This is a genomic window from Nesterenkonia lacusekhoensis, assembly GCF_017876395.1.
Classification (GTDB): domain Bacteria; phylum Actinomycetota; class Actinomycetes; order Actinomycetales; family Micrococcaceae; genus Nesterenkonia; species Nesterenkonia lacusekhoensis.
Genome location: NZ_JAGINX010000001.1, coordinates 2,083,071 through 2,102,961, shown reverse-complemented (window position 1 = coordinate 2,102,961; position 19,891 = coordinate 2,083,071). Strand labels below are relative to the sequence as shown.

At 67.5% G+C, this 19,891-nt stretch carries 18 protein-coding genes; 15 read left to right on the top strand and 3 right to left on the bottom strand.

Translation table 11 applies throughout. From position 1 onward, the window contains the following. Positions 1 to 2: 2 nt before the first annotated feature. Positions 3 to 1,136, top strand: coding sequence for a glutathione S-transferase family protein (locus tag JOF45_RS09915; protein ID WP_210049434.1), 1,134 nt, complete (start codon positions 3 to 5; stop codon positions 1,134 to 1,136). 99 nt (positions 1,137 to 1,235) lie between these two features. On the opposite strand, the gene JOF45_RS09910 is transcribed toward JOF45_RS09915, so the two are convergent. Further along, positions 1,236 to 2,144 carry an NAD(P)-dependent oxidoreductase gene (locus tag JOF45_RS09910; protein WP_210049432.1) on the bottom strand — a complete coding sequence of 303 codons (909 nt, stop codon included), beginning with the start codon at positions 2,142 to 2,144 and terminating at the stop codon, positions 1,236 to 1,238. Positions 2,145 to 2,284: 140 nt separating this feature from the next. On the opposite strand from JOF45_RS09910, the gene otnK reads away from it, so the two are divergent. From otnK to JOF45_RS09875, 7 genes are all read left to right on the top strand, one after another. Then, positions 2,285 to 3,670 carry a 3-oxo-tetronate kinase gene (otnK, locus tag JOF45_RS09905; RefSeq protein ID WP_210049431.1) on the top strand — a complete coding sequence of 462 codons (1,386 nt, stop codon included), beginning with the start codon at positions 2,285 to 2,287 and terminating at the stop codon, positions 3,668 to 3,670. Next, positions 3,670 to 4,566, top strand: a complete 897-nt coding sequence (otnI, locus tag JOF45_RS09900; protein ID WP_210049429.1) for a 2-oxo-tetronate isomerase — start codon at positions 3,670 to 3,672, stop codon at positions 4,564 to 4,566. The genes otnK and otnI overlap by 1 nt, the downstream gene beginning before the upstream one ends. Beyond that, the gene (locus tag JOF45_RS09895; protein WP_210049427.1) at positions 4,563 to 5,348 is read left to right on the top strand and encodes a DeoR/GlpR family DNA-binding transcription regulator; all 786 of its coding nucleotides are present in this window, start codon (positions 4,563 to 4,565) and stop codon (positions 5,346 to 5,348) included. Before otnI ends, JOF45_RS09895 begins: the two co-directional genes overlap by 4 nt. A 93-nt stretch (positions 5,349 to 5,441) precedes the next feature. After that, positions 5,442 to 6,428 (top strand): D-erythronate dehydrogenase, encoded by a 987-nt coding sequence (gene denD, locus JOF45_RS09890; RefSeq protein WP_210049425.1) that lies wholly within the window; start codon positions 5,442 to 5,444, stop codon positions 6,426 to 6,428. A gap of 11 nt (positions 6,429 to 6,439) precedes the next feature. Next, entirely contained in the window at positions 6,440 to 7,843 is a 1,404-nt protein-coding gene (locus tag JOF45_RS09885; protein WP_210049423.1) for a GntP family permease, read from the top strand. Positions 7,844 to 7,853: 10 nt separating this feature from the next. Further along, the gene (locus tag JOF45_RS09880) at positions 7,854 to 8,471 is read left to right on the top strand and encodes a class II aldolase/adducin family protein (protein ID WP_210049421.1); all 618 of its coding nucleotides are present in this window, start codon (positions 7,854 to 7,856) and stop codon (positions 8,469 to 8,471) included. A 23-nt stretch (positions 8,472 to 8,494) separates the two neighbouring features. After that, positions 8,495 to 9,286, top strand: coding sequence for an SGNH/GDSL hydrolase family protein (locus JOF45_RS09875; protein WP_210049419.1), 792 nt, complete (start codon positions 8,495 to 8,497; stop codon positions 9,284 to 9,286). Positions 9,287 to 9,381: 95 nt separating this feature from the next. Here JOF45_RS09875 and JOF45_RS09870 read toward each other — a convergent pair whose 3' ends face one another. After that, positions 9,382 to 10,644 (bottom strand): aspartate aminotransferase family protein, encoded by a 1,263-nt coding sequence (locus JOF45_RS09870; protein WP_210049417.1) that lies wholly within the window; start codon positions 10,642 to 10,644, stop codon positions 9,382 to 9,384. Between the two features lie 94 nt (positions 10,645 to 10,738). Here JOF45_RS09870 and JOF45_RS09865 point away from each other — a divergent pair, with 94 nt between their 5' ends. Then, positions 10,739 to 12,214 carry an NAD-dependent succinate-semialdehyde dehydrogenase gene (locus JOF45_RS09865; RefSeq protein ID WP_210049414.1) on the top strand — a complete coding sequence of 492 codons (1,476 nt, stop codon included), beginning with the start codon at positions 10,739 to 10,741 and terminating at the stop codon, positions 12,212 to 12,214. A 6-nt stretch (positions 12,215 to 12,220) separates the two neighbouring features. On the opposite strand, the gene JOF45_RS09860 is transcribed toward JOF45_RS09865, so the two are convergent. Beyond that, a complete protein-coding gene (locus JOF45_RS09860) occupies positions 12,221 to 12,754 on the bottom strand; it encodes a substrate-binding domain-containing protein (RefSeq protein ID WP_342591457.1) in 534 nt (177 codons plus the stop codon). 149 nt (positions 12,755 to 12,903) lie between these two features. On the opposite strand from JOF45_RS09860, the gene dnaK reads away from it, so the two are divergent. The 6 genes from dnaK (at position 12,904) to trmB (ending at position 19,888) form a co-directional block, all read left to right on the top strand. Next, positions 12,904 to 14,763, top strand: coding sequence for a molecular chaperone DnaK (dnaK, locus tag JOF45_RS09855; protein WP_210049411.1), 1,860 nt, complete (start codon positions 12,904 to 12,906; stop codon positions 14,761 to 14,763). 13 nt (positions 14,764 to 14,776) lie between these two features. Then, a complete protein-coding gene (locus JOF45_RS09850; protein WP_245324201.1) occupies positions 14,777 to 15,523 on the top strand; it encodes a nucleotide exchange factor GrpE in 747 nt (248 codons plus the stop codon). A 119-nt stretch (positions 15,524 to 15,642) separates the two neighbouring features. Next, positions 15,643 to 16,602 carry a DnaJ C-terminal domain-containing protein gene (locus JOF45_RS09845; RefSeq protein ID WP_210049409.1) on the top strand — a complete coding sequence of 320 codons (960 nt, stop codon included), beginning with the start codon at positions 15,643 to 15,645 and terminating at the stop codon, positions 16,600 to 16,602. A gap of 31 nt (positions 16,603 to 16,633) precedes the next feature. Continuing rightward, positions 16,634 to 17,074 carry a heat shock protein transcriptional repressor HspR gene (locus JOF45_RS09840; RefSeq protein ID WP_245324200.1) on the top strand — a complete coding sequence of 147 codons (441 nt, stop codon included), beginning with the start codon at positions 16,634 to 16,636 and terminating at the stop codon, positions 17,072 to 17,074. A 43-nt stretch (positions 17,075 to 17,117) separates the two neighbouring features. Next, positions 17,118 to 19,046, top strand: coding sequence for a penicillin-binding transpeptidase domain-containing protein (locus tag JOF45_RS09835; protein WP_210049408.1), 1,929 nt, complete (start codon positions 17,118 to 17,120; stop codon positions 19,044 to 19,046). Further along, positions 19,046 to 19,888: a tRNA (guanosine(46)-N7)-methyltransferase TrmB gene (trmB, locus tag JOF45_RS09830; RefSeq protein ID WP_210049406.1), complete on the top strand. Its 843-nt coding sequence runs from the start codon at positions 19,046 to 19,048 to the stop codon at positions 19,886 to 19,888. Before JOF45_RS09835 ends, trmB begins: the two co-directional genes overlap by 1 nt. Positions 19,889 to 19,891: the final 3 nt, after the last annotated feature.

The window sequence follows — 19,891 nt, the reverse complement described above, 5'->3', positions numbered from 1 at the left end:
CCATGGCTGATCAGAATCCGCAGAAGACCTTCGGCACGGAGAACTCCACCCAGGGCGCCTACGTCACCGGCGGCGAGTTCACCCGCGACACCAACTACATCGAGGACCGAGTGGTGGCCGACGTCGACGCCGTCACCTCGGCCCCGCGCGAAGAGTCCAGCTCCATCGGGGATCCCCGGGTCAGCGGCCTGACCGAGGGTGCGGAGGCGTGGCCTGTGGAGTCCGGCCGGTACCGGCTGGTCGCCGCCCGCGCGTGCCCGTGGGCCCACCGCTCCATCATCATCCGGCGGCTACTCGGTCTGGAGGATGCCATCTCTCTGGCCACGCCCGGACCGGTCCACGACGTCCGCTCCTGGACCTTCGACCTCACCGAAGATGGCAAGGACCCGGTGCTCGGCACTGAGCGCCTGCAGGAGAACTACTTCGCCCGCTTCCCGGACTATCCGCGGGGCATCACCGTCCCGGCGCTGGTGGATGTGCCCTCCGGCGGTGTGGTCACTAACAACTACCCGCAGCTGACGTGGGACTTCTCCACTCAGTGGAAGGAGTTCCACCGCGAGGGCGCGCCGAACCTGGCTCCGGAGGAGCTGATCGATGACATGCTTCCGGTGATCAAGCGGATCTTCACCGAAGTCAACAACGGCGTCTACCGGGCGGGCTTCGCCGGGTCTCAGGAGGCCTACGACGCCGCCTACGATCGGCTCTTCGACGCCCTGGACTGGCTGGAGGAGCGGCTGGCCGATCAGCGCTACCTCATGGGCGAGCACATCACAGAGGCCGATATCCGGCTGTTCACCACCCTGGTGCGGTTCGACCCGGTCTACCACGGGCACTTCAAGTGCAACCGGCAGAAGCTGGCGGAGTTCCCCAACCTCTGGGCCTACGCCCGGGACCTGTTCCAGACCCCGGGCTTCGGCGACACGGTCGACTTCGACCAGATCAAGGCCCACTATTACGTGGTCCACGAGGACATCAACCCCACGCAGGTCATCCCCAAGGGTCCGGAGCTGCAGAGCTGGCTGAGCCCGCATGGCCGTGAGGCTCTGGGCGGCTCGCCCTTCGCCGAGGGCGCGACGGCGCCCGGTCCCGTGGCGCCTGAGGAGCAGCCTCCCGGGGCGAACCCGCTCTACCGCTGAGGAACCCACGTTGTGTGGGCACTTTGAGGCGTTGTCCGGCCGGATCTCCGCGCCAGAACGTCCCAAAGTGCCCACACAACGTGTGTGCGGCGTGGTGCCTCAGCCGCGGTAGGTCTGGATGACCTGCGAGTCGTCCCGGCCCGCCCAACCGGCGTCGGCGGCCTCGGCGTACTTCTTCTTCGCCGCCTCCAGCAGCGGGGCCTCCATGCCGACGGACTCGGCGATCTCGCTGACCAGCCCAGAGTCCTTCACAAAGATGCTCACCGCACTGGCGACCTGGGCATCCAAGCCTTCGAGCATGCGCGGTCCGCGGTCGCTGAGCATGAAGGATCCTGCCGCTCCGCCGGAGACTGCCTCCAGCACCTCGGCCGGCTCCAGGTCCAGCTTCTCAGCCAGCGCCAGTGCCTCTGCACCTGCCACGATATGCACTGCGCAGAGCAGCTGATTCACAGCCTTGAAGGACTGTCCGCGGCCCACCTGCTCGCCGCAGCTCACCACAGTCCCCATAGACTCCAGCAGGGTCTGCTGAGACTCCACGGCCGCCGGATCGCCGGAGACGAAGAGTCGCAGATCCCCTGATGCCGCCCGGGCGATGCCGCCGGTCACCGGGGCATCCACCAGCTGCACGCCGCGCTCGGCGGCCGGTCCCACCAGGTCCTGCACGGCCTCAGGTCCCACTGTGCTCATCACGATCAGCCCGGCGCCTGGGCGCATCCTCGCCAGCAGGCCTTCACCGCCGGCGCCCTCGCCGGATCCCAGCACGGCAGCGCGCAGCTGGTCTGCAGTGGCCACCATGACGATCACCGCGTCGGCATGGGCCGTGGAGCCGGCGTCGGCCGCTGCCTGCAGGCCCTTCTGTTCCGCGGCGGCGCGCTGTTCGGCCGAGAAGTCCACGCCGGTCACCTCGAATCCTCCGGCGGCCACGGCGGTGGCCATGGGCAGGCCGATGGCTCCGATGCCGACGAACGTGACTCTCTCGGGTATGCCGCTGGGGGAGTGGGACGCCATAGTGAGCTGCCTCTCGTGATGGTCTTCACAGATATGTGCTTCGATGTTATCTTATGTGAACGCGTGAGCTAGAGTTCACAAACTTGAACACCTCGTGGCGGAGATCCCCGCCGCTCCCCAGGTCACAGAAAGGCGTGCCGATGACGCTGCGCATAGGCGTGATTGCCGACGATTTCACCGGAGCCACAGACATCGCGGGCTTCCTGGTCTCCGCCGGGCTGCGCACCGCCCAGCTGAACAGCCCGAAGCACGCACCGGAGAATCTCGACGCCGATGCCGTCGTCATCAGCCTCAAGACCCGTTCCATCCCAGCTCAGGAGGCCATCGAGCAGAGCCTCGGCGCCTGCCGCGTCCTGAGGCAGCTCGGGGCTGAGCAGATCATCTTCAAGTACTGCTCCACCTTCGACTCCACCGCTGCGGGCAATATCGGTCCCGTCACCGACGCCCTGCTGGAGGAGCTTGGGGAAGACTTCACGGTGGTGGTCCCTGCCCTGCCGGTCAACGGCCGCACGGTCTATCAGAGCAACCTCTTCGTCCATCACCAGCCGCTGCACGAATCCGGCATGAAGGACCACCCGGTCACCCCGATGACCGATTCCAACCTGCTGCGCCTCATGGAGGCACAGGGCTCCGGCACCGCCGCGCCAGTGCCCTTCGCGATCGTCGAGCAGGGTCCCGACGCCGTCCGTGAAGCTCTGGACCAGGCCCGTGCGGAGGGCGCCCGCTACGCCGTGCTGGACACGCTGAACCATGATCACCTGGACACCATCGGCCAGGCGACCACCGGGCTGCGGCTGCTCACCGGCGGATCCGGCATCGGCGCGGGCCTGGCCCGGGCGCTCACCGGCCAGTCCGTGCAGCAGGACCAGGCCGAAGCCCCCGATCCCGCCGATCACGACGCCGTCAGTCCAGCTGAGGACTGGAGCTTCACCTCAGGGGCCGCCGTGGTGATCTCCGGGTCCGCCTCCCAGATGACCAACCGGCAGGTGCAGGCCTACTCCGCCCACGCGCCCCATACGGCCCTGGACATCCCACGTGTCATCGACGACGCCGCCGGATACCTGGCCGAGCTCAGCAGCTGGGTGCTGGATAACAGCACCAGCGACGACGCCGCCCCGATGGTCTACGCCACCGCCGCCCCGGAGGCGGTCAGGCAGTGGCAGCAGAGCTACGGCGCTGAGCGGCTCTCCGCCGCCATCGAGGACTTCTTCGGTCAGCTGGCCGCCCGGCTGCGCAGCGAGGGAGTCACCCGATTCATCGTGGCCGGTGGTGAGACCTCCGGCGCCGTCACCCAGGCGTTGGGCGTGGACGGCTTTGAGGTCGGCCCGCAGATCGCACCGGGTGTGCCATGGACGCGCAGCCTGGAGTCGGACCCTCAGCGTCGCATCGACCTGACCTTGAAATCCGGCAACTTCGGCGACCCCGACTTCTTCCGGACCGCAGTGCAGATGAGCGCCGGGCAGTCCAACAATGACCAGCCCAACAATGGCCAGCCCGACGCCGCCCAGCAGGAGGAGGACCGCTGATGCCACGCTTCGCCGGCAATCTGTCCATGATGTTCACCGAGGTGCCTTTCCTGGAGCGCTTCGATGCCGCCGCCCGGGCCGGATTCGACGCCGTGGAGTATCTCTTCCCCTACGCCCACCCGGAGCAGGACGTGGCCGCCGCGCTGCAGTCCGCCGGCCTGACCCAGGCGCTGTTCAACGCCCCCGCCGGGGATTGGGAGAGCGGGGAGCGGGGCCTGGCCGCGCTCGCCGGCCGTGACGAGGAGTTCGCCGAGAGCCTGGAGACCGCCATGAGCTACGCCCAGGCGCTGGACTGCCCGCGGGTCCACGTCATGGCGGGCATCCCAGACCCGCAGGGCCCTGCCCGCCGCACAGTGGAGCAGGCGCTGAACCATGAGGCCGCCGAGGTCTACATCCGTCGTATCCGCCAGGCGGCCGACCGTGCGGCCGCTGATGGCCGGCGCGTGGTCATCGAGCCCATCAATCACGTGGACATGCCCGGTTACTTCCTGGGCAGTGTGGCCCTGGGGCTGCAGATGATCGAGCGCATCGACCGGGAGAACCTCGGGCTGCAGCTGGATCTCTACCACGCCCAGATCACCGACGGGGATCTCACCCGGCTGCTGCGCAGCAGCGCTGAGGTCATCGAGCACATCCAGATCGCCTCAGTGCCGGACCGCCATGAGCCCGACTCCGGCGAGACCGACTATCAGCACCTGTTCTCCGTGATCGATGAGATCGGCTACAGCGGCTGGGTCGGCTGTGAGTACCATCCGGCCGGGCGCACCGAGGACGGGCTCGGCTGGTTCCATGCGCTGCAGCCCGGCGCTGATCAGTCCGGCGCTGATCAGTCCGGTGCTGCTCAGCCCTGCTCGGCCGAGTCCCAGAACGTCGAGTCCAGAAAGACCCAGCCGTGATCCCGGACGAACGCCGACGCCGGCTGCTCCACCTGGTCGAGGAGCGCGGCTCTGCGTCCGTGGCCGACCTGACCGAGGAGCTCGGCGTCTCCCATATGACGGTCCGCCGGGACATTCGTGTGCTGGAGGAGGAGGGTCGGCTGGTCTCGGTCTCCGGGGGAGTGGCCAAACCCTCCCGCCTGGCCCTGGACGCCACCCATCAGGCCAAGCTGGGGATCCGTCCGCAGCAGAAGGAGGCCATCGCCTCCCGTGCCGCGGATCTGGTGCGTCCCGGAGACCTGGTCTACCTCGACGCCGGCACCACCATGCTCGCTCTGGCCCGTGAGCTGGTCCGGCGTGCGGCCCAGCACCCGAACGACGACCCGGCCTGCGCCCTGGATGTGGTGACCAATGATCTGGCGGTGGCCGCCGCCGTCGGGGAGCACCCTCAGGCGCGGGTCCATGTGCTGGGCGGGACGCTGGACAGCGGGAACATGTCCACCCAGGGACCTCTGACCGCGGCCGAGCTGGGCGAGTTCAACATCGATCTGGCCTTCGTCTCTGCCTCCTCCTTCGACCTGCGGGGCCTGTCGGTCCCTACGGACGCGAAGTCTGTGGTCAAGCGAGCGATCATCGCCCACTCGGCGCGCGCCTACCTGGCCACCGACAGCAGCAAATACGGCCGGGTGGCCGCCTTCAAGGCCCTGGCCCTGGACGTCTTCGACGGGATCCTCAGCGATGAGGACCTGCCGGAGGCCGCCCGAGAACATGCCCAGCAGCACGGCCTCGAGGTGCTGCTCTGAGGGCAGCTCCGACTGCTCGATACACCTGACTGCTCAACATCCCTGACCCTCCGCCGGATGCGGCGGACGACCTCGAAAGGACAAGGACGTTCTATGAAGATCATCGTCACCGGAGGCGCCGGATTCCTCGGCAGCCGCGTCATCGGCGAACTGCTCGCCGCCCAGGACGCCGGTCGCCTCCCTGAGCAGATCACCGAGGTGGTCTCTCTGGATCTGGCCGAGACCCCGGTCCGCGACCCGCGCGTCAGCTCGGTGGTGGGCGACATCGCTGACCCCGAGCTGCTCCGCCGCACCGTGGATCAGGACACCTGGGCGATCTACCACATGGCGGCTGTGCTCAGCGGCGGCTCCGAGGAGGACTTCGATCTTTCCCACCGGGTGAACGTCGAGGCCACCCACCAGCTGCTCGAGGCGGCTCGCGCCACCGGCACCTGCCCGCGCTTCCTCTTCACCAGCTCCATCGCCGTCTTCGGCGGTGAGATGCCTGAGGTGGTCCCAGAGAACCTGGCCACCCAGCCCGACTCCACCTACGGTGCGTTCAAAGCCATCGGCGAGCTGCTGGTCAACGACTACTCCCGCAAGGGATTCGTGGATGCCCGCATCTGCCGGCTGCCCACGATCTCGGTCCGTCCCGGGCGCCCCAATTCGGCAGCCTCCTCCTTCGCCAGCGGAATCATCCGCGAGCCCCTGCAGGGCGAGGCCTCCGTCTGCCCCGTTCCGCTGGAGACCCGCATGTGGCTCTCCTCCCCGAACACGGTGGTGGCCAATCTGGTCCACGCCGTGATCATCGGGGGGGAGCAGATCGGCCGCTGGCGCGTGCTCAACCTGCCCGGCCTCTGCGTGACCGTGGGGGAGATGCTCTCCAGCCTCACCGCAGTGGGCGGCCAGCAGGCTCGCGACCTCGTGACCCATGAGGAGGACGAGCGGATCAAGTCCATCGTGCTCTCCTGGCCGGGCGACTTCGAGGTGGACCGTGTGCTGTCCCTGGGCTTCGGCCGGGATGAGAGCTTCACCGACGCCGTGCGCCAGTTCCACGCCGAGTTCGTGGCCTCCGGGCAGAACCCCACTGAGCAGAACTGAGGTCCGCAGCGATGAATACTGAGATCACCGCCGCCGTCGGGCTTGCGGCCGCCGTCGCACTGCTGATCCTTCTGGTCCTGAAGACCAAGGTCCACGCGGTGCTCGCCCTGGTCATCGCCGCCTCCATCGCGGGCCTGGCCGCCGGGATGGCGCCCGACGCCGTCATCGACACGATCACCGCAGGCTTCGGTTCCACTCTGGGGACCATCGGTCTGGTGATCGGCCTGGGCGTGATGATGGGCCGGATCCTGGAGGTCTCCGGTGCCGCTGAGAAGCTCGCCTACACGCTGATCCGCTGGCTGGGCAAGCGGAAGGAGGAATGGGCGATGGCGGCCGCCGGGTTCATCATCTCCATCCCGATCTTCGTGGACTCCGCCTTCGTGATCCTCCAACCGCTGGTGAAGTCCTTGGCTCGGACCACCGGGCGCTCCGTGCTGACTCTGGGCATCGCCCTGGCCGGTGGGCTGATCCTCACCCACCACGCCGTCCCGCCCACACCGGGCCCACTGGGTGCCGCCGGCATCTTCGGAGTCAGCATCGGCGAGATGATCATGTGGGGTCTGATCCTCACCCTGCCCGCCGGCGTGCTGGTGACCCTGTACGCAAAGGTGATGGGCCCGCGCATCGAGGCGATGATCGAGCGGGACACCGGGGAACGCATCGCAGCGGAGCCCGAACAGAGTCCTGCTGAGGCCTTCGAGGAGTTCCAGCAGCGGGCCGACGAGCGGGACCGCGAGCTGCCCAGCCTGTTCCTCTCGGTGCTGCCCATCCTGCTGCCGATCGTGCTGATCTTCTTCAACACCTTCTCCGCGAACCTGACCGATGCCGAGGTCATCGACCTTCCCGAGGGCTTCATCTCCGTGGCCGCCTTCCTGGGCAACCCGGTCATCGCGCTGCTCTTCGGCGTGCTCGCCGCGGTCTACGGATTGACCCGCAACCAGTCCCGGCAGGGCACGTTGGATGACATGGAACAGGGAGTGCAGGCGGCAGGCATCATCCTGCTGGTCACCGGTGCCGGTGGCGCCCTCGGCGAGGTGCTGCGCGAATCCGGCTCCGCCGACGCCATCGGTGAGACCGTGGCGGGACTGCCGCTGCCGACTATCCTGGTGCCCTTCCTGATCGCCACTGTGGTGCGCGTGATCCAGGGATCCGGAACGGTGGCGATCATCACCTCCGCCTCGATCTCCGCACCGATCCTGGCCCAGGTCCCGGATGTGAATATGGTCCTGGCCGCCCAAGCGGCCGCCCTGGGGTCGCTGTTCTTCGGCTACTTCAACGACAGCTTCTTCTGGGTGGTCAACCGGATGCTGGGAGTCAAGAACGCCAAACACCAGATGCTGGTCTGGTCAGTGCCGACCACCATCGCCTGGGCCACGACTATGGTGATGCTGCTGATCGCCAGCGTCATCGTCTGAGAGGAGAACTGTGACCGACGAGCACCTGCTGCGCCAGCAGATCACCGAACTGGGCGCGAGCCTGTTCCACCGGGGATTCTCCGTGGGCAGCGCCGGCAACATCAGTGTCCGCATCCCCGGCGGCTACCTGATGACTCCCACCAATTCCTCGCTGGGGCGGCTGGACCCGCAGAGCCTGTCCGTGCTGAACGAGGACTGGGAGCACGTGGACGGGCTCCGGCCCTCCAAAGAGGTGGTCATGCACCGCGCCATGTACCAGGCCCGGCCCGAGGCTCAGGCCATCGTGCACCTGCATTCGACCTATGTCACCGCCTACAGCTGCCTGGCCGGTGAGGAGGGCATCCCACCGCTGACGCCGTATTTCGTCATGCGGCTGGGCCGAGATGTTCCCACAGTCCCGTACTACAAGCCGGGATCAGCAGAGATGCTCGAGGACATCCTGGCAGCCGGTCGGCGTGGACCCGGAGTGATCCTCTCCAACCACGGCTCCATCGTGGCCGGCGCGGCTCTGGAGGACGCGGTCAATGCGGCGGAGGAGCTGGAGGCCTCCGCCCAGTTGGCCTTCCTGCTGGAGGGTCGGGCCACCCGCCCGCTGACTGAGGAGCAGGTCGCCGACCTGCTCGGCTGATCAGCCCCTGTAGGCTGGTGCCCATGTCCGCAGCTGATGAACTCGACGGTCCCTTTGCGCAGCGTTTTGTCGCCATCGGGGACTCATTCACCGAGGGTGTGGGGGATATCGACCCCACCCGTCCGAACGACTGCCGCGGCTGGGCGGATCGAGTGGCCGCCCAGCTGGTCGCCAACGATGACTCCTGGGGCTACGCCAACCTCGCGATCCGCGGGAAGAAGCTCCAGCAGGTCCTCGATGAGCAGCTCGACGCCGCCATCGCCCTGAATCCCACACTGGTGACCCTCTACGCCGGAGGCAATGACATCCTGCGTCCCGCGGTCAATGTCGATGGGCTCATGGAACGGTACCGGGCCGGCGTCGAGAAGCTCGTCGAGACCGGCGCGCGCGTGGTGCTGTTCACCGGATTCGACTCCGCCAAGGCGCCGCTGTTCCGAGTCACTCGGGGGCGCACCGCCATCTACAACGAGCATGTGCGGAAGATCTCCGCGGACCTGGGGACCGAGCTGGTCGACTTCTGGCACATGAAGCGGTTCCAGGACTGGCGCTACTGGGACGTGGATCGCCTGCATCTGGGGATCGCTGGGCACACCATGATGGCCAAAGAGGTGCTCGCAGTGCTCGGGGAGAAGGACGAGATCGCCGACCCTGAGGTGGATGAGCCGCCGGTGACCTCTCTGTCGGAGAGGGTCGTGGCCGAGGCCACCTGGACCAAGGACTACTTCGTGCCGTGGGTGAAGCGCCGCCTCACCGGAACCTCCTCCGGGGACGGGATGCGCGCGAAGTACCCCAAACTCACCTCGCGCGTCTGGTAGATCGCCGGGCAGCACACCAATTGATTGGGCGAAGAGTTGCCGTCTGAGGCGGGAAACCTCGCTGGGACGGCAACTCTTCGCCCAATCAACTCGGGTCAGCGGAGGACCTGCTCCAACGTCTTCTCCCAGAGGGCCAGGGCGTCATCGATCTGCCCCTCGGTGACCACCAGGGCCGGGATGAAGCGCACGTGGTGGCCGTACATCCCATTGGTCAGCAGCAGCAGGCCGTTCTCGGCGGCGGCTCGGTGCACGGCGGCCGCAGCGGCGCCGTCGGGCTCGCCCTCGGCATCGGTGAACTCCACTGAGACCATCAGCCCCAGGCCGTGGACGGCCTGGACCTCGGCGTGCTTCTCGCCGATCTTCTCCAGCCCGGCCTTCAGCTGGACGCCGCGGGCCGCCGAGTTGGCCACCAGCTGCTCCTCTTCGATGACCTCCAGCGTGGCCAGGGCCGCCGCGCACGCCACGGCGTTGGCGCCATAGGTCCCGCCCTGCGATCCTGGCCAGGCCTTGGCCATCAGCTCCTCGGAGGCGGCGATCCCGGAGATCGGGAAGCCCGAGGCGATCCCCTTGGCGAACATCTGGATATCCGGAGTGAGCCCGAAGTGGTCTTGGCCCCAGAACTCGCCGGTGCGTCCGAATCCCGTCTGCACCTCGTCGACGATCACCAGGATCCCGTGCTCATCGGCCTTCTTCCGCAGCCCCTCGAAGAACCGCCGGTTGCCCGGGATGTAGCCGCCCTCGCCGAGGACCGGCTCCACCAGGAAGGCGGCTGTGTCCGCCGGATGGGACTGGGTCTGCAGCACCAGATCGAGCTCCCGCAGCGCGAAATCGGTGGCCTGCTCCTCGTCGAATCCGTAGGCCCGGTAGTGCGCGGGGTTGGGGAAGGGGGAGACTGCGACGCCGGACATCAGCGGACTGAAGCCCGCCTTGAACTTGGTTCCGGAGGTGGTCAGCGACGCCGCCGCCACAGTGCGCCCGTGGAACCCGCCCTGGAAGACCACGATGTTCGGCCGACCTGTGGCCTGGCGGGCCAGACGCAGCGCTGCCTCAGCGGCTTCGGAACCCGAGTTCGAGAAGAACAGCGAGTCCAGGCCCTCGGGCAGCAGCTCGGTGAGTTTGTCGCTCAGCGCCAGCAGCGGCTTATGCATGATGGTGGTGTACTGGCCGTGGATCAGGCTGCCGACCTGGGCCTGGGCGGCCTCCACCACCCGCGGGTGGCAGTGCCCGGTGCTGGTCACCCCGATCCCTGCGGTGAAGTCCAGGTGGTGTCTGCCGGCGTCGTCGTAGAGGTAGACGCCCTCGCCGTGGGTGGCGACCACCGGTGTGGCCTGCTTCAGAACGGGGGAGAGATGAGACACCGTGACTCCTTCAGATCGATGAGGATTGTTGACAATCGTCTCGAGGGCTAGGCTACTGGGTGAGCATCCGAATGTCAGCCCAGGAGGCACAGCTATGACTCAGCAGATCAGCCCCGCCCAGGAGAGCTCGGTCATCGACCAGGCCCCCAAACAGCTGTTCATCGACGGCCAGTGGGTCGCGGCTGAGAGCGGCCGAACCCTCGACGTCATCGACCCCTCCACCGGCCAGGTCCTCTGCTCAGTGGCCGACGCCGCGGAGGCCGACGGTTGGAAGGCGCTGCGGGCGGCTGAGAGGGCTCAGGCCGATTTCGCCGCGATGGCTCCTCGGGAGCGCTCGAACATCCTCATGCGCGCCTTCGAGCTCATGCATGAGCGCAGGGACGACCTCGCGCTGCTGATGACCCTGGAGATGGGCAAGCCCCTCGCCGAGGCCTATGGCGAGGTCACCTATGCCGCCGAGTTCTTCCGCCACTTCGCTGAGGAGGCTACGCGGATCAGCGGCAGCTATCAGGTTGCCCCCGGAGGCGGGCAGCGGTTCCTGATCCATAAGCAGCCTGTGGGCCCTTCCATCTTCATCACTCCCTGGAACTTCCCGCTGGCGATGGGTACCCGCAAGCTGGGTCCGGCCCTGGCGGCAGGCTGCACCAGCGTGCTCAAGCCTGCCGAGCTCACGCCGCTGTCGATGCTGGCGCTCGCGGACATCCTCAAGGAGGCAGGAGTCCCCGACGGTGTGGTCAACATCGTCATCACCTCTGAATCCGGCCAGGTCATGGAGCCGCTGATCCGTTCCGGCATCGCGCGCAAGCTCTCCTTCACCGGATCCACCGGCGTCGGGAAGAAGCTGCTCGAACAGTGCTCGGAGCACGTCATGCGCACCTCGATGGAGCTGGGCGGCAACGCCGCTCTGGTCGTCTTCGACGACGCCGATCTGGACAAGGCGGTCGAAGGCGCTCTGGCGGCGAAGATGCGCAACTCGGGCGAGGCCTGCACTGCGGCCAACCGGATCTTCGTCCAGCGCGGGGTGGCCGATGAGTTCGCCCGGCGCCTGGCCGAGAAGATGGCGGAGTACCCCATGGGCCGAGGCGTCGACGACGGCGTCCGGGTCGGCCCGCTGATCAGTGCCGGGCAGCGGGACAAGGTCCAGGACCTGGTCGAGGATGCGGTGAGCGCCGGAGCGGATGTGCTGCTGGGCGGCGAGCCGGCGGCCGGAGAAGGCTTCTTCTACCCGCCCACTGTGCTCACCGGGATCCCGGAGCAGGCACGAGTGCGCCGGGAGGAGATCTTCGGGCCGGTGGCACCGGTGGCCGCCTTCGACACCGAGGAGGAGGCCATCGCCGCGGTCAACGACACCGAATACGGCCTCTCCAACTACGTCTTCACCAATGACCTCAACCGCGCCATCCGTGTCTCCGAGGCTCTGGAGTCCGGCATGGTCGGGATCAACCTGGGCGTGGTCTCCAACCCGGCCGCGCCCTTCGGCGGGGTCAAGGAATCCGGGCTGGGTCGCGAAGGCGGCGACGTCGGCATCGATGAGTTCCTGGAGACCAAGTACATCGGCATCGCCCTCTGATCTCCCTCATGCGCCCAGCGTGGACTCCCGCGTGACCAGACGGGGGCTGAGCAGGTGCTGCCCGGCTTCCCCATGCCCATCGATCATCTCCAACAGCAGCTCCACAGCTCGCTGTCCCAGGGTCTCCAGGCGCATATCCACAGTGGTCAGAGGCGGCCGGGCAGCCAGGAACATCACCTGCCAGTCGTCGTATCCGGTGATGGCGACGTCGCCGGGGACGTCGAGGCCGCATTCGCGCAGCCGGTCAGCCCCGCCGCGGGCGAGCTGATCTGAGGCGAAGATGATCCCGTCTGCCGGCGTCGGTGCGCCGGGTGAAGATCCCTGTCCGGACCGGGCGGGGCCGGACGGGGCCAGGTGTCCTGCACTGATGAGCATGTCGACGGCGTGGCGCCCCCAACGTTCGCTCCATTCGCCCAGGTGGGGTCCCTGAAGCATCTCCAGGCCGATCTCTTGTGGGTTCTCAAGGGTGCGGCCAGAGCCGACTGTCCCGGGTTCACGTGCGGCGATGAAGAGGTCTCGTCTCTCGGGAATGATCTCCACGCGCCTGCTGTTGGACCTGATGCAGCAAAGTTGAGTGGACTCGACTCAACACAGTTTGACACCCGGCTCGCTCGGGTGAACACTTGAGTCCAGTTCGCTCAATGGAGCGTCATCCAAGCCTTATGAAGCTCTCTGAAAGGAGTCCGCACATGTCCCGTGCAGTAGGTATCGACCTCGGAACCACCAACTCTGTGGTCACCGTCCTCGAGGGCGGCGAGCCCACCGTCATCGCCAACGCCGAGGGTGCCCGCACCACCCCGTCCGTCGTCGGCTTCTCCAAGTCCGGCGAGGTCCTCGTCGGTGAGGTCGCGCGCCGCCAGGCCGTGTCCAACCCGGACCGCACCTACGCCTCGGTCAAGCGCCACATGGGCACTGACTGGACCACGGAGGTGGACGGGAAGAAGTACACCCCGCAGGAGATCTCCGCACGCACCCTGATGAAGCTCAAGCACGACGCCGAGGCCTACCTGGGCGAGGACGTCACCGAGGCTGTCATCACCGTGCCCGCCTACTTCAACGACGCCGAGCGCCAGGCCACCAAGGAGGCCGGCGAGATCGCAGGCCTGAAGGTCTCCCGCATCGTCAACGAGCCCACCGCGGCCGCACTGGCCTACGGCCTGGACAAGGGCAAGGAGGACGAGCTCATCCTCGTCTTCGACCTCGGCGGCGGCACCTTCGACGTCTCCCTGCTGGAGGTCGGCAAGGACGAGGACGAGTTCTCCACCATCCAGGTCCGCTCCACGGCCGGTGACAACCGCCTGGGCGGCGACGACTGGGACCAGCGGATCATCGACTGGCTGGTCGATCAGGTCAAGCAGAAGGAAGGTGTGGACCTCTCCAAGGACAAGATCGCTGTGCCGCGTCTGAAGGAGGAGGCTGAGCGCGCCAAGAAGGAGCTCTCCTCCGCCTCCAGCGCCACCATCAACATCCCCTACGCCACCCAGAGCGACGGTGTGCCGGTCCACGTCAACGAGACCCTCTCCCGCGCCAAGTTCGAGGACATGACCTCGGACCTGCTGGAGCGCACCAAGAAGCCGTTCAACGACGTCATCGCCGAGGCTGGTGTGAAGATCTCCGAGATCGATCACGTGATCCTCGTGGGCGGCTCCACCCGTATGCCCGCAGTGGCCGACCTGGTCAAGCAGCTCTCCGGCAAGGAGGCGAACAAGTCTGTGAACCCGGACGAGGTCGTCGCCGTCGGCGCTGCGCTGCAGGCAGGCGTGCTGGCCGGTGAGCGCAAGGACGTGCTGCTCATCGACGTCACCCCGCTGTCCCTGGGCATCGAGACCAAGGGCGGTGTGATGACCAAGCTGATCGAGCGCAACACGGCCATCCCGACCAAGCGCTCCGAGGTCTTCTCCACCGCTGAGGACAACCAGCCCTCGGTGGCCGTCCAGGTCTTCCAGGGTGAGCGCGAGTTCACCCGCGACAACAAGGCCCTGGGCACCTTCGAGCTGACCGGCATCGCCCCGGCGCCCCGCGGTGTGCCGCAGATCGAGGTCACCTTCGACATCGACGCCAACGGCATCGTCCACGTCTCCGCCAAGGACAACGGCACCGGCACGGAGCAGTCCATGACCATCACCGGCGGCACCTCCCTGGACAAGGAGGACATCGACCGCATGGTGGCCGACGCCGAGGCCCACGCCGAGGAGGACAAGAAGCGCCGCGAGGCCGCCGAGAAGCGCAACGCCGCTGAGGCCAGCGCCTACTCCGTGGACAAGCTGCTCAAGGACAACGACGAGAAGCTGCCCGAGGAGGTCAAGACCGAGGTCCAGGCCGACGTCGACGCTCTGAAGAAGGCGCTGGAGGGCACCGACAACGACGAGGAGGTCGAGGCAGCATTCGAGAAGCTGCAGGCTTCCCAGGTCAAGATCGGTGAGCACCTCTACGCCCAGGGCGGCGCCGAGGGTGCCGAGGGTGCTCCGGCAGGCGATGCTCCGGCCGAGGACGAGGACATCGTCGACGCCGAGGTCGTCGACGAGGACGAGAACTCCGAGACCAAGTAAGGGGGCCTGACCGATGTCAGACCAGAACCCGAACACCCCGGACGGCCGGGACCGCCCTGAGGAGGACCCGACCAACGAGGGCACCGGTCCGGAGAGCGCAGCGCCGGAAGGCATGGAGCCTGAGGTTCAGGACGTCCACGGCACCGACCCGGAGGCGCCGGCGGAGGACCCCTCGGAGGAGGCCGCAGCGGTGGCCGAGGAGCCCGAGGTCGCCTCTGCCGACGAGGACGCCGAGGCTGTGGTCAACGCAGCCGAGGAGATCCTCGGCACCGCAGGCCAGGAGGCCGATGCCGTCGTCGAGGAGGCCGCCGAGGGCGAGGTGGCCGCTGAGGCGGCCACCGACCGCGAGGCTGAGCTGCAGGCCGACCTGCAGCGGCTCCAGGCGGAGTACGTCAACTACCGGCGTCGCGTGGACCGGGACCGTGCCACGGAGAAGGATCGCACCATCGGCCAGGTCATCACAGAGCTGATGCCGGTGCTGGACGACATCTCCGCGGCTCGCCAGGCCGGCGACCTCGAGGACGGGCCTTTCGCCCACATCGCGAACCGTCTCGAGAGCGTCCTGCAGCAGCAGGGCCTGGAGCGGATCGATGAGGTCGGCGTCGCCTTCGACCCGACCATCCACGAGGCGATCATGCAGCAGCCGCATGAGGAGATCGAGGCCGATCACGTAGCCGTGGTGCTGCGGGCCGGCTACCGCCACGGGGAGCGCCTGCTGCGCGCGGCCCAGGTGATGGTCTCCAGCGGTCCGGCAGAATGATCGCGTGATTGAGCAGGGGTTTCGGCCCTTTTGAGCCTGCAGAGCAGGCCATAAGGGCCGAAACCCCGCTCGAATCGCAGTTATATACAGAAGACTTGACGAAGGAGGGAGGCGCTCCAGTGGCCTCACAGGACTGGGTCGAGAAGGATTTCTACGCCATTCTGGGCGTCTCCAAGGACGCCTCTGAGGAAGAGATTAAGAAGGCGTACCGCAAGCTCGCCCGCAAGTACCATCCGGATAAGAACCCGGGTGATGAGGCGGCCGAGCAGAAGTTCAAGGACGTCTCCGAAGCCAACACGGTGCTCTCCGATCCGGAGCAGCGCGAACAGTACGACGCCATCCGGGCCATGGGCTCCGGCGCCCGCTTCTCCGGAAGTCCCGGCGCCGGCGGCGGGTCCGGCGGCTTCGAGGACCTGTTCGGAAACCTCTTCGGGGGCGGGGCTCCCGGCCCCGGCGACGGCCGCTTCGGAGGCGGCCCCGACTTCGCCGACCTCTTCGGCGGCATGGGCGGCCGCTTCGGCGGCGGCGCCCCCGCCAAGGGTGCTGATCGCACCGCAAAGACCACGATCTCCTTCTCCGGGGCGGTCCGCGGAACCACTGTGGGCCTGCGCGAGCAGAACGGCACCGTGATCGATGTCCGCATCCCGGCCGGGGTGAAGGACGGGCAGAAGGTCCGGGTCAAGGGCAAGGGCCAGCAGGGCCCCGGCGGTCCCGGTGACCTGCTGGTGGAGGTCAGCATCAGCTCTCACCGGTTCTTCGAGCGCGACGGCGACGACATCCGCATCCACCTGCCGGTCTCCTTCGACGAGGCGGCCCTAGGCGCCACGGTGGAGGTTCCCACCGTCCACGGCGAGAAGGTCCGGATCAAGGTTCCCGCCGGCAGCAGCTCCGGAAAGGTGCTGCGGCTGAAGGGCCACGGCATCCGCCGGAAGAACAGCCAGGGCGACATGCTCGTCGTCGTGGATGTCCAGGTGCCCCAGGACCTCCCCGAGGAGGCGCTGGAGGCGGTCCGGGCCTATGCTGAGGCCACCCGGAGCATCGACCCCCGGGCCGGCCTCGAGGAGAAGGCGGCGGTCTAGAAGGCGATCTGAGGGACTTCAGGAGGCACAGATGACGGACGACCCCAGGATGTCGGACGCTGACCAGCGGCACGCTCCGCTGTTCGTCATCTCCGTGGCCGCCGAGCTGGCTGATATGCACCCTCAGACCCTGCGCCAGTACGATCGTCTGGGCCTGGTGATCCCGCGCCGTCAGGGCGGGCGCCATCGCCGCTATTCCCCCTACGACGTCGATCAGCTGCGTCAGATCCAGCAGCTCTCCCACGAGGGCGTCTCACTCGAGGGCATCCGTCGGATCCTCCAGCTGCAGAACCGGGTGGAGGAGCTGGAGGAGACGGTGGACGAGCTGCGCTATGAGCTGCGCGAGGCCGAGCGCCACTCCACCAAGCCGCGCGTATTCGCCGTCGGGCCCCACGGTGATGTGGTCACGGTGGCCCGCGGGCGCAGGCCCCGTCCGCGCACTCAGGCCATGGTCCTGTGGCGGGACCGATGACATATTCTGCGCGCATGTCCCCGGCGTGATCCATACTGGGGGCATGCGTTTCTCCAGCTCGCGTTCAGCTCCCGTTCTGGGAGTTGCGGCTCTCCTCATCCTCACCGGCTGCTCCGAGGACGCGGCCGAGCTCATCGATCGGGATGCGGCTTCCGTGGCCGAGGCCCTGGGCACCGGGGACTTCGCGGAGGTCGAGCTGCGCAGCGGCAGCTCTGAGGAGCTCAGCGACGGCGTCGAGAACCTCCATGAGCCCCTGGATGGGCTGAGCCCCGAGGTCACCGTGGGCGAGATCGAGGTCGACGAGCCGGAGGACGATTCTCCGCAGCCGCCCACCGCCACCGTGGAGCTGCACCACAGCTGGGACCTGGAGTCGCTCGGCGTGGAGGATGACGCCTGGGAGTACGAGACCGAGGCCACCTTCATCTACAGCGAAGACGCCGAAGTCTGGCAGCTCGACGCCGGCCCGGAGATCATCTACCCCGGCTACAGAGGCTATGAGGCGGTGGGGCTCTCCACTGTGCCCGCTCAGCGTGGCCGCATCATGGACGACGACGGCACCGCCATGGTCTATGACCGTGATGTGTTGCGGATCGGCATCGATAAGACTCAGCTCAGTGACGGTGTCCCGGACGAGGAGACCCAGCGTGAGGCCGCCGAGCAGCTGGCAGAACTGGTGGACATCGACGCCGAAGGGTACGCGGAGACGGTGCTCGCCCACGGTGATGAGGCATTCGTCGAAGCCATCGTCCACCGCCGCGACTCTGATGCCGTGACCGCCGCCGAGCTGGAGGCCATCCCCGGGGCGTTCGCCCACGAGGACCAGATGCCCCTGGCCGAGTCCGCCGACTTCGCCCCGCTGCTGCTGGGCCGGGTGGGACCGGTCACTGCGGAGCACCTGGAAGAGAACCCTGCGCTGATGGCCGGGGACTCGATCGGCCTGGGCGGGCTGCAGTCGATCCACGACGAGCAGCTGCGCGGGACCCCGGGGATCAGCATCGAGATGGACGGCCGGACGGTGTTCTCTCGGGATGCCGAATCCGGTGAGGACCTGGAGACGGCGATGAATCCGCGGATGCAGGACCTCGCCCAGGAGATCGTCGATGACCAGGACGTCCCCGCATCCCTGGTGGCCATACGTCCCTCCGACGGCGGGATCCTGGCCGCCGCCAGTCACAGTCCCGACGGCGGTCAGATCGAGCATGCCACCCAGTCCACGTATGCGCCGGGCTCCACCTTCAAAGTGGTCTCATCCTTGGCGATGCTGCGCGACGGCCTGACTCCGGACTCCGAGGTCAGCTGCCCGAACACCACCGTGGTCAACGGCCAGGAGTTCGGCAACGTCCCAGGCTACCCCGAGGAGTACGTGGGCACGATTCCCTTCCGCGATGCCGTGGCGGTCTCCTGCAACACCCTCTTTGCCACCTCCTCCGACGACGTCACCTCGGAGGAGGTGGCGCAGGCGGCCTTGGACCTCGGCCTGGACAATGAGGTCGGCATCGGGGTGCCTGCCATCAAGGGCTCGGTCCCTGAGGACAGCGAGGACAATCTGCATGCGGCCAACCTGTTCGGTCAGGGTGAGGTGGAGGCCTCGACCCTGGGCATGGCCACGGTGGCCGCCTCCATCGGCGCAGGGCACACAGTCCATCCGCATCTGGCGGTTCCGGAGGAGCCTCGCGAGGGCGACGGGCTCACCGAGCAGGAGGCGGAAGACCTGCTGACCCTGATGACCGACACCACCGACTTCGGCACGCTGGAGACCATGGAGTCGGTGCCCGGTGAGCATGTCTACGCCAAGACCGGCACCGCAGAGGTCGGCAGCGGCGACGATGCCTACGCCCATACCTGGGTGATCGCCGTCCAGGGAGATCTGGCCGTGGCCATTTTCCTGGAGGAGGGGGAGTTCGGCGGCTCCACCAACGGACCGCTGCTGCATGAGTTCCTCAGCGGCGCACACGATATCCTTGGCTCCTGATGACTGAACCTGCCAAGCGCCCACTGCGCCACCCGTTCTCCTTCGTCCGCCGCAGCAACCGGCTCAAGCCCAGCTACCAGCGCGCCTGGGATGCCGCATTGGGCCACGAGCTGCTCGACATCCCTCAGGGTGAGCACGACACCTCGGTGGCGGACGGGTTCAGCATCGACTGGGAGGCCGAATTCGGTCGGAGGGCTCCGCTGATCCTGGAGATCGGATCCGGCTCCGGAGAGGCCGTGGCCCATGCGGCGGCTGAGAACCCGCAGAGCGACTTCATCGCCGTGGAGGTCTATCGCCCCGGTGCGGCCCAGCTGGCCAGTCGGCTGCGCCGCGAGGGTCTGACCAATGTGCGGGTGGCGGTGGCCAACGCTCCGGAGGTCCTGGACAAGCTCATCCCCGCTGGGGCGCTGTCCGAGCTGTGGATCTTCTTCCCTGACCCGTGGCACAAGAAGAAGCACAATAAGCGCCGCCTGGTCCAGGAAGACTTCATCGAGCGCGCCGCCCGGGTCCTGCCGGAGGGCGGGACGTGGCGGTTGGCCACCGACTGGTCCTCCTATGCGGTGCAGATGCGTGAGCTGATCTCTGCCTCCGAGCATTTCGTCAATCCCCATGCAGGGGAGCGGGCCGGCGCGGACTCTCCGCTCACGCAGGTCCGCCTGGGAGACCTCGACGCCGCCAGCCTGGGCAAGGAGACCGCACCGCTGCCGCTGGAGGAGGCCCTGGACCACGACGGCGGATGGGCGCCACGGTTCGCCGGACGCACCCTGACCGACTTCGAGGCCAAGGCACTGAACGTCGGGCGCAGGATCTTCGATCTGACCTTCGTCCGCAGCTCCTCCTGAGGG